18 protein-coding genes are annotated in these 15,352 nt (G+C 32.8%); 1 reads left to right on the top strand and 17 read right to left on the bottom strand.

Annotation, left to right across the window (positions count from 1 at the left end; translation table 11 throughout):
* Nucleotides 1-174 precede the first annotated feature (174 nt).
* The 17 genes from flgE to infA all read right to left on the bottom strand — a co-directional run bounded on the left by flgE (nucleotide 175) and on the right by infA (nucleotide 13,883).
* On the bottom strand, nucleotides 175-2,622 hold the full coding sequence (gene flgE, locus L8X33_RS03550; RefSeq protein WP_263669980.1) for a flagellar hook protein FlgE: 2,448 nt from the start codon (nucleotides 2,620-2,622) through the stop codon (nucleotides 175-177).
* 135 nt (nucleotides 2,623-2,757) lie between these two features.
* Complete coding sequence (locus tag L8X33_RS03555) at nucleotides 2,758-3,363, bottom strand: NYN domain-containing protein (RefSeq protein ID WP_318529584.1); 606 nt, start codon at nucleotides 3,361-3,363, stop codon at nucleotides 2,758-2,760.
* A 334-nt stretch (nucleotides 3,364-3,697) separates the two neighbouring features.
* The gene (hisIE, locus tag L8X33_RS03560) at nucleotides 3,698-4,324 is read right to left on the bottom strand and encodes a bifunctional phosphoribosyl-AMP cyclohydrolase/phosphoribosyl-ATP diphosphatase HisIE (RefSeq protein WP_133319155.1); all 627 of its coding nucleotides are present in this window, start codon (nucleotides 4,322-4,324) and stop codon (nucleotides 3,698-3,700) included.
* 12 nt (nucleotides 4,325-4,336) lie between these two features.
* The gene (gene hisF, locus L8X33_RS03565) at nucleotides 4,337-5,104 is read right to left on the bottom strand and encodes an imidazole glycerol phosphate synthase subunit HisF (protein ID WP_263669982.1); all 768 of its coding nucleotides are present in this window, start codon (nucleotides 5,102-5,104) and stop codon (nucleotides 4,337-4,339) included.
* Nucleotides 5,086-5,820 carry a 1-(5-phosphoribosyl)-5-[(5-phosphoribosylamino)methylideneamino]imidazole-4-carboxamide isomerase gene (gene hisA, locus L8X33_RS03570; RefSeq protein WP_263669983.1) on the bottom strand — a complete coding sequence of 245 codons (735 nt, stop codon included), beginning with the start codon at nucleotides 5,818-5,820 and terminating at the stop codon, nucleotides 5,086-5,088. Before hisA ends, hisF begins: the two co-directional genes overlap by 19 nt.
* A gap of 6 nt (nucleotides 5,821-5,826) precedes the next feature.
* Nucleotides 5,827-6,408 carry an imidazole glycerol phosphate synthase subunit HisH gene (gene hisH / locus L8X33_RS03575; RefSeq protein WP_263669984.1) on the bottom strand — a complete coding sequence of 194 codons (582 nt, stop codon included), beginning with the start codon at nucleotides 6,406-6,408 and terminating at the stop codon, nucleotides 5,827-5,829.
* Between the two features lie 21 nt (nucleotides 6,409-6,429).
* Complete coding sequence (locus L8X33_RS03580) at nucleotides 6,430-7,128, bottom strand: hypothetical protein (RefSeq protein ID WP_041570259.1); 699 nt, start codon at nucleotides 7,126-7,128, stop codon at nucleotides 6,430-6,432.
* Nucleotides 7,129-7,194: 66 nt separating this feature from the next.
* Nucleotides 7,195-8,262 (bottom strand): bifunctional histidinol-phosphatase/imidazoleglycerol-phosphate dehydratase HisB, encoded by a 1,068-nt coding sequence (gene hisB / locus L8X33_RS03585; RefSeq protein ID WP_263669986.1) that lies wholly within the window; start codon nucleotides 8,260-8,262, stop codon nucleotides 7,195-7,197.
* Entirely contained in the window at nucleotides 8,259-9,539 is a 1,281-nt protein-coding gene (hisD, locus tag L8X33_RS03590; protein WP_263660373.1) for a histidinol dehydrogenase, read from the bottom strand. Before hisD ends, hisB begins: the two co-directional genes overlap by 4 nt.
* Before the next feature lie 9 nt (nucleotides 9,540-9,548).
* A complete protein-coding gene (gene hisG, locus L8X33_RS03595; protein WP_133319147.1) occupies nucleotides 9,549-10,448 on the bottom strand; it encodes an ATP phosphoribosyltransferase in 900 nt (299 codons plus the stop codon).
* Nucleotides 10,449-10,564: 116 nt separating this feature from the next.
* Entirely contained in the window at nucleotides 10,565-10,918 is a 354-nt protein-coding gene (gene rplQ, locus L8X33_RS03600; RefSeq protein WP_012660847.1) for a 50S ribosomal protein L17, read from the bottom strand.
* A 3-nt stretch (nucleotides 10,919-10,921) separates the two neighbouring features.
* Nucleotides 10,922-11,935 carry a DNA-directed RNA polymerase subunit alpha gene (locus L8X33_RS03605; protein WP_263669987.1) on the bottom strand — a complete coding sequence of 338 codons (1,014 nt, stop codon included), beginning with the start codon at nucleotides 11,933-11,935 and terminating at the stop codon, nucleotides 10,922-10,924.
* Between the two features lie 14 nt (nucleotides 11,936-11,949).
* A complete protein-coding gene (gene rpsD / locus L8X33_RS03610) occupies nucleotides 11,950-12,576 on the bottom strand; it encodes a 30S ribosomal protein S4 (protein WP_263659172.1) in 627 nt (208 codons plus the stop codon).
* Between the two features lie 30 nt (nucleotides 12,577-12,606).
* Nucleotides 12,607-12,999 (bottom strand): 30S ribosomal protein S11, encoded by a 393-nt coding sequence (gene rpsK / locus L8X33_RS03615; protein ID WP_133319145.1) that lies wholly within the window; start codon nucleotides 12,997-12,999, stop codon nucleotides 12,607-12,609.
* A gap of 9 nt (nucleotides 13,000-13,008) precedes the next feature.
* Nucleotides 13,009-13,374 (bottom strand): 30S ribosomal protein S13, encoded by a 366-nt coding sequence (rpsM, locus tag L8X33_RS03620; protein ID WP_012660843.1) that lies wholly within the window; start codon nucleotides 13,372-13,374, stop codon nucleotides 13,009-13,011.
* A gap of 3 nt (nucleotides 13,375-13,377) precedes the next feature.
* Nucleotides 13,378-13,491, bottom strand: coding sequence for a 50S ribosomal protein L36 (rpmJ, locus tag L8X33_RS03625; RefSeq protein WP_002781429.1), 114 nt, complete (start codon nucleotides 13,489-13,491; stop codon nucleotides 13,378-13,380).
* A 173-nt stretch (nucleotides 13,492-13,664) separates the two neighbouring features.
* A complete protein-coding gene (infA, locus tag L8X33_RS03630) occupies nucleotides 13,665-13,883 on the bottom strand; it encodes a translation initiation factor IF-1 (RefSeq protein ID WP_012660842.1) in 219 nt (72 codons plus the stop codon).
* Nucleotides 13,884-14,020: 137 nt separating this feature from the next.
* Between infA and L8X33_RS03635 the strand changes: the two genes are divergently transcribed.
* Nucleotides 14,021-15,310, top strand: coding sequence for an MFS transporter (locus L8X33_RS03635; protein ID WP_263659173.1), 1,290 nt, complete (start codon nucleotides 14,021-14,023; stop codon nucleotides 15,308-15,310).
* The last annotated feature ends 42 nt before the right edge of the window (nucleotides 15,311-15,352 follow it).

Here is a 15,352-nt window from a genome sequence, read left to right on the forward strand (position 1 = left end):
TTTATAAATTTTTATTTTAACTTGTCGATATGCAAATCATGCTACTCACTCCTTAAGGCAAGAAAGAAGTGAGTTAGCAATAGATTGAAGGCTTCAAGGCTATCAAGTATTACAAGGCTACCTCGATAACCTTGTAAAGCTTGATCCCAAGGTTTTTAAAACCTTGGGTTAAGATTATTGTTTTAATTGAAGCAAAGTATTTAAAAGCTGATCACTTGTGGTAATCGTTTTTGAGTTTGCTTGATAACCCCTTTGGATTACGATAAGCTCTGTTAATGCACGACTTAAATCCACATTTGACATTTCTATGGCTGAGCCTTTTAAGCCCCCTCTACCGCCTTCGCCCGCATGACCTATGGTAGCTGTTCCTGAGTTTGCTGTCGCTTTATAAAGGTTATTACCCATTTCTTCAAGACCCATATTATTTGGGAAAGTAGCTAGAGCAACCTTAGCTAGAGCTAGAGTTTTACCATTTGTAAATTCTCCATAGATATAACCATTCTCATCAGTTCTTAATGCATCTGGCTTTAGATTACCCCCTGTGTAACCATCTGTTTCTTGTTTAGTAGTAGATGAGTCTTTATCATAGCTTGTTAAACCATCAAAACCACCTGTTGTTCCAAAGTCAAGTTTGATTACTTGATCAGGTTTTGAGCCGTTGTTTCCGGTAAAATTTAATACATTTGGTGTATAGCTTTGTAGTGAGCCATCATTACCAAATCTTAAATTTCCTACTACTATATTTCCCGGAGCACCATCACCACTAAAATTTATCTCTGCAGGTTCAGGCACTGAGATGATGATAGACCATTCAGCCCCACCATCTGCTGTTTTAGTTTGTTTAGTAAATTGCACGGTTAGCTCATGTCTAGTTCCTAATGAGTCAAAGATTTCTATACTAGCAGTATGAGCTGAAAGATACATGTCTTGAGAATATTTTTCATTATTACCTGCGTTGAAATTTCCATCTAAGGCACTAAACATCGCTGTGAATTTATCATTAGTTGCTATTTTATTAGCTTCATTAGAATAACCTGTAACCTTAAAAGTCATATCTTTAGAATCATCATTTAATTTTGGATTAGTTATTTTAAATCTACCATCACTTTCCACTACCACTTCTACACCAGCGTTTACGTCATCTGGAACAGGAACACCATTTGCAACCCAATTTTCTATAGTACCATCACCATCATAATCCACAGCCCATCTAGCATCTCTTTGCAAAAGTTCTCTTAAATCTTCAGTAGTATGAAAAGTCCTTTGTCCTGTTGGTTGAGGCATATTTGCATCTTGTTGATTAGCTGCTGTAGGATTAGGATTAGGTCCTATATCTACATTATTAGAACTGTAAATATATTCATGTGCTGTGATGACACTTACAGCTTGACCATCTCTACCAGCGCCACCTGTAAGATTAGCACCTGTTTGTGGTAATCTATTTAAAACATTACCAGGAGCTAAATCATTTTGTCTAATATTTATAGTTTGACCTGCAGTATTTCTTTGATTATTTACTGTAAAACTAATATTTTTAGATTTTGCCGTAGTGCCTGTGCTATTATCATTAGTTAAGGTAAATCTACCATCTACTATAGAAGCTACTACACCTGTTTCAGCTGTTTTGGCATTAATAGCATTTAAAAAAGTCTCTTTACCCACACCTTCAGCTGTAATATTTACCCCATTAATAGTTATATCTAAAATCGCAGGATGTTGATTTCCGTTTATATCAGTATACCCCCAAAATGTATAATTATTTCCAACTTTCATATCTGCTTGATTTGTTGGAAGATCTGTTCCAAGTTGTGTATTACTAGTCCACTTAGCATCAGCATAACTTACCCATATTCCTTGACCATCGCGCAGATTTAAGCCCTCACCTTGAGCGTTAAACACTACACCCATATCCACACCTTTTTCAGTTACTTGGGCTCCACTTTTAGAAGTAGTATAAAACTCAGTATGGCCAGTATCGTTTTCATCTATTACTGTTCCTGTATCATTTCTCATACCATGAGTAGAATCAAGAGCATAGATAGGACGCTTAGCAGAAGCATTCATACCTAAAGTATTACCACTATCTAAATTTGCTGTAAGGCTTACTGAAGTACTTGGCCTAGCAGGCATACTCATACCAGGTGGGATAACTATATCTTGCACTGAAGTTGAAGAGTCAATTTGGCCTGTTTCTTGATTATAATTCCAACCTTGAACCGTGTAGCCGTTATTATCTACGAAATTTCCTACTGCGTCTGTTTTAAAGTCCCCTGCACGGGTAAAAAACTGCGTAGTGCCACCATCATTTGAAACGATGAAAAATCCATCACCATTGATAGCCATATCGGTGTTTTTGTCTGTAGTTTGGATATTACCTTGAGAGTGAATTCTAGTAGTAGAATTTACACCTGCACCAAGTCCAACTTGCATAGGGTTTTTACCACCTAGGTTGCCATCTGGAGCTGTAGCTATCTTAGAAGTTTGACTCATAAGCGTTGAGAAATCCGCACGAGAATATTTAAAACCAAATGTATTAACATTGGCTATGTTATTACCTTCTACATCCATTGCGTATTGGTGTGCTTGGAGTCCTGAAACCCCAGCCCAAAGAGATCTCATCATAATTAAATCCTTTAAAAAATATTGCTTTGTGATTACTTCACAATCTACTATTGCTTAGCCAAGACAAAGCAATAAGTGTTCCAAAAATGTAAATATTTCTAAAACTTGTATAAATTTATAATGTGAATTGTGTAATTAAGAATTGCTAGTATTTTTAAAGACTGATGAAAGAATATCTATATGCTCTAATAAACCTTTTTTGATTTGAGAATTTGGAACTCTCATAGGATCCAACTGAACAATAACCCCTTCTTTTCTTGCGTGTTTTATAGCCGGTATAAAATCGCTATCTGCAGTGATAAGAATGATTTTTTCAATTTGCTTTTTTATAGATAAAGTAGCAATATCTAGTCCTATTTTCATATCAACACCTTTTTGCCTAATATCTAAAACAAAATCATCCTCAGTTAAACTATCGATTTCTATCTCTTTATATAAAAGTTGTTTAAATTTATCATAATTTTTGATTTTCCATTGGAAGTTATTTTCATCAATCTCGCCCAATCTTACAGCAAAATATGGTTGCTGTCTTAAACAATCTAATAATCTAGTTCTAAATTTAAAAGTATCGGTTTTTCCAAGATTTAATGATTTATCTGTTTTTTCTATGGGCGGTATTGGAACATTTTTATTTAATGGTTCGCAGTCATAAACATAAACTCTATATAAATAATCTCTATTTCTTTTAACAGACTCAAACACATAATCTTTTAATCTTTTAGCTAATTCTTCAGGAGTCATATCTTTGATATGTTTTAAAGTGTTATATCTTTCTATAAAAAAGGATAAATCTACCAAAACAGCAGTTTTTCTAGGCTGTATAACAGAAAAGTTTATATCTTCACTAAAATTATTCATAAAAGTCCTACTATACATAACGAGATGTCAATCTAAAAATAAACGGCTAGACGACTTCTCGCTATGCAATGATGATTTATTATAACATAATAAATTAAAATTGCTATAACTTTTCAAAAAGACATTTGTAAAATTTTGTAAAGTTTTTTTAAAATTACTCGATATAGTCAGTGAATCTTTTCAAAAATATTGCTTAATTAAGCGTGAGAAATCACGCTTAACTTTTATTTCTTTCTTTTAATTTAGCAATCACATCATTTAAACTCAAGTCCGCATCAGCTAATAACACTTCTAAATGATAAAGTAAATCAGCAGCTTCATTTATCAACTCATCTTTATCTTTAATAGTAGCAGCCAAGGCGGTTTCAACGCCTTCTTCACCTACTTTTTGTGCTATGCGTTTAGTGCCTTTTGAAAAAAGTTCAGCCGTGTAAGAAGAGCTTGCACAAGTGTTTTTGCGTGAGTTGATAAGTCTTTCAAGACGCGATAAAAACACAAAATCAGCTTTTTTAGAAAGCGTTTCAAAACAAGAAGTATCGCCTGTATGACAAGTAGCGCCTTGAGCTTTTACAAGGATTAAAATACAATCTCTATCACAATCAAGTCCCATATCTATGATATGCAAGAAATTCCCACTTTGCTCACCTTTCATCCACAAACGCTCTTTAGTGCGTGAGTAAAATACAACCTTTTGGTGCTTAAAACTCTCTCTTAGAGCTTGTTCATTCATAAAACCTTGCATTAAAACTTCACAAGAATGATAATCTTGGATTATCACGGGGATAAGGTTATTTACCTTTTGCCAATTTATGCTTTTTATAAATTCTTCTTCATTTATACCCATAGTTTTTCCTTATTAAATACGAATTTGTATGCCTTGATCTTTTAAAAATAGTTTTAATTCTTTAATATCTATAAGTTTTTTATGAAACACTGAAGCTGCTAAAGCTCCATCAACACCAAGTTTAAAAGCGTCCAAAAAATGCTCTTTAGCTCCTGCGCCACCGCTTGCCACTAAAGGCACAGGACAAATTTGTCTAACCTTGGTAAGTTGATCTAGATCATAACCCTTTCTCATGCCATCTTGATTCATCATATTTAGCACGATTTCGCCAGCTCCTAGCTCGCATACTTGCTTTACCCACTCTAGTGTTTTTTTACCACTATGATGAGATTTGCTCTCATCTCCGGTGTATTTATAGACTAAAAGCTCGTTGTTTTCATCTTTAAAAGTATCTATACCTACGACTACGCATTGAACTCCAAAGCTTTTTGCAAGGCGTGAGATTAAATCAGGATCATTTAAAGCAGGGGAATTAATAGAAATTTTATCAGCACCATTTGCTAAAAGTTCTTTTGCGTCATCTTCGCTTTTTATACCCCCTGCGACGCAAAATGGTATAGAGATATTTTGTGCTACTTTGCTTACCCAAGCTCTATTGATACGCTCATTCTTGGCTGAAGCCATAATATCATAAAATACAAGCTCATCAATGCCATTTTGTGAGTAAAATTTAGCAAGTTCTATAACATCTCCCATATCTTCATGATTTTTAAACTGCACCCCTTTAACTACTCTACCATCTTTTACATCTAAACATGCAATTATGCGTTTTGTAAGCATTCTTGAGCCTCCTTTATGCTAAATTCTTTATTAAGCAAGGCTTTACCTACGATGATACCACTTACTATGCCATTTAGCTTTTTAAAATCTTCTAAGCTCGCCACACCTCCACTTGCTTGGGTTTGCAAATGTGGGAATTTCTTATGCAAAGCTTTGTATAAAGTGATGTTTGCTCCACTCATCGTGCCATCTTTAGAAATATCTGTGCATAAGATATGTTTTACATCTTTATAAAAATTTAAAAGCCCAAACAAACTCTCATCGCTTGTTTTACTCCATGCATCAACAGCCACAAAAAACTCATCTTTAACGCAAATGCTATCAAGCGCTAAGACTATATTTTCTACACCAAATTCACTCAAAAGCTCTTGTGTAAGGGGCTTATTTTTAACCGCTAAAGAGCCTATAACTACGCGTTTAACACCGCTATCAAACAAAGCTTTAACTTCATCTTTAGTGCGAATTCCTCCACCTACTTGAAGATTTACTTTGATTTTTGAAGCTAGGTTTTCTATGAGTTTTAGTTGTCTTTTACTAGGATCTTTTGCACCGCTTAAATCCACCAAATGAAGCCAAACAACACCTTGAGCCTCATACTCTTGAAATTTAGCTAAAGGATCAAAGCTGTATTCTTGCTTTTTAGCATAATCTCCTTTATAAAGCCTTACTACTTTGCCATCTATTAAGTCTAATGCCGGAATGATTTGAGTTTGCATTTTTACCTACATATTTATGAAATTTTTTAATAATACTTCGCCCGCTTCGCCGCTTCTTTCAGGGTGAAACTGCACACCATAAAAATTGTCTTTATTTAAACTTGCACTAAATTTGGTAGAATACTCACACTCTGCGATGGTGTATTCATTTAAACTCACACAATAACTATGCACAAAATAAAAATAAGCTCCATCTAAGCCTTTAAAAAGCTCATGAGAGCTAAAGACTTGATTCCACCCCATATGCGGGAAAGTAAAATTTGTTTTTTCTTGGAATTTTTGTGTCTCGAAAGGCATAATACCAAGTGTTTTTTGGTGTAATTCTTCTGAAAATTTACCCAAAATTTGCATACCAAGACAAATGCCTAAAAGTGGTTTTGTGGTAGTTTGGATAAAATTTTCTAAATTGAGTGCTTGTAGATTAGCCATTGCTTTAGCTGCTGTGCCAACCCCAGGAAGTAAAAGCTTATCTGCTTGTGAAAGTTCTTTTAAATCATGCGTGATAATACTTTTTTGTCCTAAACGCTCGAGCGCAAAAGCAAGTGAAGCTAAATTCGCACAACCTGTATCTATAATAGCTAGTTTCATGATAAACACTTTCTTGAAAAATTAAATTCCCATTTCATATTTTACACTCTCTTTCTCATATTGCTTAGCAATACTCTCATAATCTGCAAAATATACAATATCTTTTATTTTTTCATAAATAGAATTCGAAATTATATTTTGAAATTCTCTATATCTATTTTTATGCGCAACAATAAAAAATTTTGCTCTAAAATCTTGAAGCTCATAAAAACGGTTAATAGAATTTTTTATATTAGTAGAATGCTCTACCTCATAAAAAGCATGAGGCATTTTTCGTTCATTAAACCAAATACAATCGCTAAATTTAGCTTTTTGTGTCAATTCATCATATGTAAAACTATAAAGAGAATCTAAAGTAGCCAAGTCGCCTAACCTAGTATCCATAAAATATTTATTCTTATCTTGACTAGGAACAAAAGTTTGAAAGCCTCTTAAATTTCCAATTGAGACAATAAGCCCTTGATAATAAGAATGACTAAACTGACATTCGTTATTTATCAAATTTAATTTTTTTTCAATCTCATGCTTTTTCTCTGTTAAACCCCAAAGTCCTGCTGTGATTTTATAAAATTCTTTATTTGTTTGTAATATTCTTCTAATACTTGCAAAAGGTGTTTTTGTTTCCCATTTACTAACATCTGTCAGCATATAAAGCTGACTTAAAGTTGCAAAGTTATTATTATTTTTAAAAGCTTCTATAACATTATCTTTTTGTTTCATTGTTAAGTCTCATATAACATAATAAGTGATCATATTTTACAAACACTTGCATTATAAAAAAAATTTTCATATCACTCCTTTAGAGCTTGCTAGGTTTTCATTTTCTATTTTTATAGCCATTTTTAAAGCTCTTGCAAAGGCTTTAAAAAGTCCTTCGGCTTTGTGATGATCGTTTTTGCCTTTAACTTTTAAATGCAAACTCGCACCCATAGCATAGCTTAGTGAGTAGAAAAAATGCTCTATCATTTCTGTGCTTAATTCTCCAAGCTTTTCTTTTTTAAACTTAGCCTTATAAACTAAATGCGGTCTATTACAAAAGTCAATTGCACAACTTGCCAAGCACTCATCCATAGGTAAAACAAAGCCATATCTTGCAATACCTATTTTTTGATCTAGTGCATTTTTAATAGCCTCGCCCAAAGCAAGTGCGACATCTTCTACGCTGTGATGTTCATCAACTTCTAAATCCCCTTTGCATCTTATCTCTAAAGATATATTTGCATGCGTAGCAATTTGCTCTAACATATGATCAAAAAATGCGATATTTGTTTTTATATTAGCTTTTGCTTTTTCATTAAAAGCCATTTTAACTTGAATTTGGGTTTCTTTGGTATTACGCTCTATACAGGCACTGCGGTAATTTTGCAAAATAAAATCAGCGATTTGCTCCCAGTTAAAATCGTTTTTATCGTATTTTAAACCTTGAATTTCAAGATTTTGCGCTAAAAGCATATCGCTGTCTCTATCGCCTATAACAAAACTTTTGGTTTTATCATAAAGTTTATTTTTGATATAGTTTTCAAGCATGGCAGTTTTTGGCTTCCTGCAGGCGCAATTTTCATGCTCAAAATGCGGACATATAAAAATATCTTCAAATTCTATGCCACAACTTTGAAAAACACTTAGCATTTTTTCATGAGCCTTGTCAAAATTTTCCCTAGGAAAAGAATTTGTGCCTAGGCCATCTTGATTACTTACCATAACAAATTTAAAACCAAAATTTTTTAACTTTAAAAGCGCATTGATAGCACCTTTTTCAAACTCAAGTTTTTCCAAAGAATCGATTTGAAAATCATCTTTTGGCTCATCAATGAGCGTGCCATCTCTATCGATAAATAAAATTTTTGCACTCATTTTAGACTTTCTAATCTTAAACTCACGGCATTTTTATGCCCATCAAGCCCTTCAGCTGCTGCTAAAATTTCCACCACAGGACCAAGCTTTTTAAAGCCTTCTTTGCTAAGTTCTTGTACAGTCATTCTTTTCATAAAATCAGCAAGCCCTAGTGAAGAATAAGACTTGGTAAAACCATAAGTTGGCAATACATGATTTGTTCCACTTGCATAATCTCCCATAGATTCTGGAGAATACTCACCTAAAAATACCGAACCTGCATGCATAATATCATCAAGCAAGCTAGATGGATTTTGTGTATGAATGATCAAATGCTCGGGTGCATAGTCATTTGAAATACTTATGGCATGTTTTATATCTTTTGCAAGAATGATTTTAGAGTGTGCTAAAGATTTTGAAGCAATTTCTTTACGCGAGAGTTTTTCAAGCTGTAAAGCAACTTCATTATCTACTTCTTTAGCTAATTTTTCACTTGTGCAAACTAAAATCGCTTGAGAATCTGCTCCATGTTCAGCTTGCGAGAGTAAATCTGAAGCTATAAATTTAGCATTAGCAAACTCATCTGCTAAAACTAACACTTCAGAAGGCCCTGCTTGCATATCAATAGCTACTCCATGATTATTAACTTGCTTTTTGGCTTCAGTTACAAAAGCATTTCCTGGGCCAAAAATTTTATCTACTTTTTGCACACTTTGCGTTCCATAAGCAAGCGCTGCTATAGCTCCTGCTCCACCTATTTGATACACTGCATCAACTTCACAAAGTTTTGCCACAAAAGCAATGGCAGGATGTAATGGCGCTGGGGAAGCTAAGGCTATGAATTTACATTTTGCAATTTTAGCAGGGATAGCTAGCATAAGTGCGGTTGAAAAAAGTGGTGCTAAGCCTCCTGGTATATAAAGCCCTACTTTTTCAATGGCTCTTGTTAGCACCTTGCAAGTTACCCCTTCAAAGGTTTGAACCTCTATGGTTTGACTTTCTTGAGCTTTGTGGAATTTATAGATATTTTCATAAGCTATTTTGATAGCTTGTTTTAACTCATCATCAATTTGCTCTGCTAAATTACTAAGCTCTTCATCACTTAGTTTGATGGAATTTAACTCTACTTTATCAAATTTTATAGCCATTTGTTTTAAAGCTTCATCGCCATTTGTTTTAACATCTTCAATGATTTGTTCTACTATGGTTTTAACCTGCGCATTAGCACTCATAGCAGGACGCTTGAGTGCTAATTCTTGTTCGCTTTGGTTTAATTTTTCAAAATCAAGTATTTGCATTTTTATCCTTTAAGAGAGCATTTTTTCAATAGGTAAAACTAAAATCGCACTTGCACCTTCTTTTTTTAAAGCTTCCATAGTTTCCCAAAATAAATTTTCTTGACTTACCATATGCAGTGCCACTCTAGCTTTATCATTTTCTAAAGGTAAAATCGTAGGTTTTTCAACACCTGGTAACAAGGCTGTGATTTTTTCTAGCTTTTCAATAGGAGCATGCAACATGATGTATTTTGACTCTCTTGCTTGCATAACTCCATGAATTCTAATGAGTAATTTATCGATTAACTCTTGTTTGTGTGAAGCTAAACTTTCTTTTCTTTGGATAATGCAAGCTTTTGACTTATAAATTACCATAACTTCTTTAAGTCCGTTTGCTTTTAAAGTAGCACCACTTGAAACTAAATCACAAATTCCATCAGCTAAATTTGCACTTGGTGCTACTTCAACTGAGCCTGTTAACATACAAGTTTTATAAGGGATGTTATTTTCTTCCATAAAACGCTTTAAAAGCTGTGGATAAGAAGTTGCTATGCGTAAATTTTTAAAACTTTCTATACCTTTATACTCACTATTTTCTGGTAATGCTAAAGACAAGCGACACCCACCAAAATCAAGCTTTTTAAGCATTATAAAATCTGCATTTTCGTTTTTTGATTTTCTTTCTAACTCATTTTCTTCTAAAACATTTTCCCCAACTATGCCAAGATCTACTACTCCATCAAAAATTAACCCTGGTATATCATCATCTCTTACTCTGAGTAAATCAATAGGTAAATTTGTAGAAAAAGCAATTAAACTTTGATCGTGTATGCGAAGTTTTACGCCTATAGACTCAAGCAAGGCAATAGAATCTTTACTTAAACGACCTGATTTTTGTATAGCTATGCGTAATCTTGAATTTTCTTGCATTTTTTTCCTTTTTTGTAGTTAAAAAGATTAATAGTAGCAAAAAATGGATAAAAATACAAAAAATAGTAAGTAAATAAATAAAAATAAGAAGTTTTTAGCCTTTAAAAGGCTAAAAATTAAGCTACGAATTCGATGAAAGCCATTTCTGCAGCATCGCCACGACGAATTCTTGTTTTGATAATTCTTGTATAACCACCATTTCTATCTGCGAATTTAGGTGCAATTTCTGTTACAAGTTTATTTGTGGCTTCTTTATCTTGTAAGCTAGCAAAAACTGCTCTGTGAGCATTGAAATCACCTTTTCTTGCACGAGTGATCAATCTTTCAACATAACCTCTTAATTCTTTTGCTTTAGGTAATGTTGTTTCTATTTTACCTGCTTTAATAATAGCAATGGTAAGGTTTTTTAATAAGGCTGCACGATGAGTAGAAGTGCGACCTAACTTTCTATATCCATGTCTATGTCTCATTGATTATCCTTCATTTTGTGCTTTTAATTCTGTAATTTTTTTCTTTAGCGTTTCTTTTGCACTATCACTGAGTTTTGAATTTCCTATAGGGAAACCTATAGATTCCATTACACTTTTAATCTCATCTAAAGATTTTTTACCAAGATTTTTTAAATCTGCAAGTTCGCTAACACTCATTAAGGCAAGTTCACCAATATAAACTACATTTGCTTTTTCTAAGCAGTTAAAACTTCTTGCACTTAAATTTAACTCAGTTATATTTTGAAGTAATTTTACATGTTCTACTTCATTATTTGGTGTTTGACTTCTTACAACACCTTGTGCATTAGTGATTTTATCAAACACTGATAATTGTTTATACATTGCTTCTAAAGCATTTTTAAAAGCATCACTTGGTGAAATTTGACCATCAGTTGTGATTGTAAAAACAACTTTTTCATAATCTGGATTATCTTCAAAAAGCACTTTTTCTATATCATAAACCGCATGTTTTACCGGAGTAAAGAACGCATCAAGTGCTATAAATTCAGGATCTAAGAAATTTTGAATTTCTTCAGAAGGCACATAACCTATACCTTTTTCAATGATTAAAGTAAATTCTAAATCTGCATCTTCATTAATCGTTGCAAGGTAGCTATCTGCATTCACAACTTCAACAACTTCATTGTCTAAGTCTTTTCCGCAAATTTCTTTTGGTCCTTTAAAACTAAAAGTTACGATTTCTTTTTCAGAATCTGTTTTTAGTTTAAATCTTAATTTTTTTAGATTGATAATAAACAATGCTACATCTTCAAGCATACCACGCATACTATCAAATTCATGTGCTACGCCTTTGATTTTAACTCCTGTTGGAGCAAAACCTACTGTGCTTGAATAAAGCAAACGACGCAAAGGATGCGCCAAAGTAATAGCATAACCAATTTCAAAAGGCCATGCACTTACTTTTGCTACTGTATCACTGATATTTTCAATACTAAACTCTGTTGGTGTATAAGCAGAAGTTGTAATATGTCTCATATCAAAAACCTTTATTATTTAGAGTACAACTCAACGATATATCTTTCCTCAACTGGAATGATAACTTCTTCTCTTTCAGGCTTTCTTGTAAAAATTCCAAATCTTTTATCTTTTTCTACATCAACCCAAGCAACTATACCAGTTTGAGCAGTAAGTTCGATCGCTCTTGAAATTTGAGGATTGTTTTTGCTTTTTTCAATCACTTCAACTTTTTGGCCTGCTTCTACTCTATAACTAGGAATATCTACTCTTTTACCATTTACTAAAATGTGTCCATGAGTTACAAGTTGTCTAGCAAAACGGCGTGTTGTAGCAAAACCCATTCTATAAACAACATTATCAAGTCTTTGTTCTAAAAGCTGGATTAAAAGCGCACCGGTATTGCCATCTTTTCTAGCAGCTTCACTAAATAATCTTCTAAATTGTTTTTCACTAACACCATACATAAATTTAGCTTTTTGTTTTTCTCTTAATTGAAGTCCATATTCACTAATTTTAGCTTTTCTTTGTCCATGCTGACCTGGTGCGTAAGGGCGTTTATCTAAAGCACTTTTACCTGCTAATCTTCTTTCGCCTTTCATTGCCAAGCTTACGCCAAGTCGTCTTTCTAATTTTTCTACTGGTCCTCTATATCTTGCCATTATAATTCTCCTAAATCTTATATCTTATTCTTAGACACGACGACGTTTTGGTGGTCTACAACCATTATGAGCTAATGGGGTAATATCTTTTAAGAAAGTTACTTTGATACCTTCCATAGCACCTACACTTTTAACTGCTGTTTCACGACCACTTCCTGGCCCTTGTACTTTAATGCCTACTTCTTTAATACCATGTTCTTTTGCTTTATTTAAAGCATCTTCTACTGCTTGTTGTGCCGCATAAGGAGTTGATTTTTTAGAACCTTTAAATCCTAAACCACCTGCACTACTCCATGCAATAGCATTTCCCATTTCATCAGTTACAGTAACCATAGTATTATTAAATGTTGCACTGATATAAACTATACCTTTAGCTATATTTTTTTTAACTATTTTTTTCTTAACAACTTTTCTTTTTGCCATTTTCTATCCTTATGATTTTGCACCAACGGTTTTTCTCTTACCTTTTCTAGTTCTGGCATTTGTTTTTGTTTTTTGACCACGAACCGGTAAGCCTTTTCTATGTCTTAAGCCTCTAAAGCTTCCTAGATCCATTAATGCTTTGATATCCATAGCAACTTGTTTTCTAAGATCACCCTCAACCATATAGTTTTCTTGAATTTCTTTACGGATAGCCGCTGCTTCGTCCTCACTTAACTCATGAACTCTTTTATCATAAGAAATTCCGGTTTTATCTAAGATTTTTCTTGAAGTATGTAAACCTATACCATAAATATAAGTCAAACCATATTCAATTCTTTTTTTCTTTGGTAAATCTACACCTGCAATACGAGCCATAAATTATCCTTGTCTTTGTTTGTGTTTTGGATTTTCGCAAATAATGCGAACTACGCCTTTACGACGAACTACTTTGCATTTGTCACACATCTTTTTAACAGATGGTCTAACTTTCATGCTTTACTCCTGTTATTGTAAATTCCACTTTTTTACAACTGCACCAGGTTTTTAGAGCAACCAACTATTTTCAAAATAAGTGGTGATTTTGAAAATACTTCTTCATACAGTTTTATTGCAATTTCTGCAAAAGTGCTAATTATACTTTACTTTTGCTTTTAAACAACTTAGACTTATTTGTATCTAAATGTAATACGACCCTTATCAAGACTATAAGGCGTTAGCTCTACTTTAACTCTATCGCCAGGCATAATTCTAATATAATGCATACGCATTTTACCTGCAATATGACAAAGTATCACATGTTTATTATCTAATTCGACTTTAAAAGTCGCATTAGGTAAAGCTTCGATTACATTACCATCGATTTCGATAATATCATCTTTTGCCAATATTTCTCTCCTTTCTATAAAATACAAAGCTATTATTTTATCACAATTTTTCTTTTTAAATTTTTAATATTTTTTTTACAAACTATAATATTTTTTACTATAATTACAAAATTACTACAAAAAGAAAGTATTTATAGATGTCAAAAACTTTAAAAAGAGGTGATTTTAAAACTCTTTCCTTATCTTCTTTGGGTGGAGCTTTAGAATTTTATGATTTTGTTATTTTTGTATTTTTTGCTAATTATATTTCAAGAAATTTTTTTCCTAGTGATTTAAGTGATTTTTGGAAACTTTTAAACACTTATGGGGCTTTCGCGGCAGGATATTTAGCTAGACCAATCGGTGGTATAATTATGGCACATTTTGGAGATAAAATGGGTCGCAAAAAGATGTTTATGCTTAGTATATTACTCATGGTGCTTCCAACTTTCTCTCTAGCTTTTATACCTACTTTTGAAACTATAGGATATTTTGCTCCTATTTTTTTACTACTTGTTAGAATAGCTCAAGGTATAGCTATAGGCGGAGAACTCCCTGGTGCTTGGGTATTTGTAAAAGAACATGCACCCGATGGAAGAGATAGTTTTTATGTTAGCGCTATTAATGCTTCTATGGCTTTTGGAATTCTTTTAGGTTGTATTGTTGCCTTAGCGATTAATCATTACTTTGATCAAGAAGCAATTTATGAATATGCTTGGCGTATTCCATTTGCTATAGGTGGATTTTTTGGTATCATTTCTATATATCTTAGAAAATTTTTAGAAGAAACACCTGTTTTTCAAAAAATGCGACAAGAAAATGATTTAGAAAAATTTCCTTTAAAAACACTTTTTAAAGAAAAAAATATTTATTTAGACATCATTGCTTCTATGCTTTTAACTTGGATGCTCACAGCTTGCGTGATAATACTTATTTTACTTATGCCTAATTTTATATCAGAAGTTTTGATTCTTGATAAAACAGATGCGATTTTAATCCAAATGTTTGCAATAGTGATTTTATCTTGTGGAACTTTACTTGCTGGAATTTGGGTTGATAAATTTGGTTTTTTAGCTACCGCTTTAATTTTTACCATAGGATTTAGTTTATCGTGCTTTTTTTATTTTTATTTTTTCTATGCTCAAATTTTGCATTTGAGTATATATTTTTATTTTATAGCGTGTTTTTTTGGTGGTATTAATGCTTTAGCACCTATTTTAATGTGTAAAATTTTTAAGCCAAGTATTCGTTTTAGTGGAATTTCTTTTTCTTATAATATAGCTTATGCAATAGCGGGTGGTTTCACTCCTCAACTTGTATTTGCATTACATTCTTTGGCTATAAAACCTGAAAATCCTTTCGTGTATGGAATTTTTATTTATATTTTGTTTTTATCCCTGATAACACTGATAACTACCATATTTACTTATAAGAGGTTAAGATTTTAATGTTATAATTAAAAAAAATTATTAATTAAAAATTTATAAAAT

Source organism: Campylobacter sp. CNRCH_2014_2849 (assembly GCF_025772845.1).
Lineage (GTDB): Bacteria > Campylobacterota > Campylobacteria > Campylobacterales > Campylobacteraceae > Campylobacter_D > Campylobacter_D lari_D.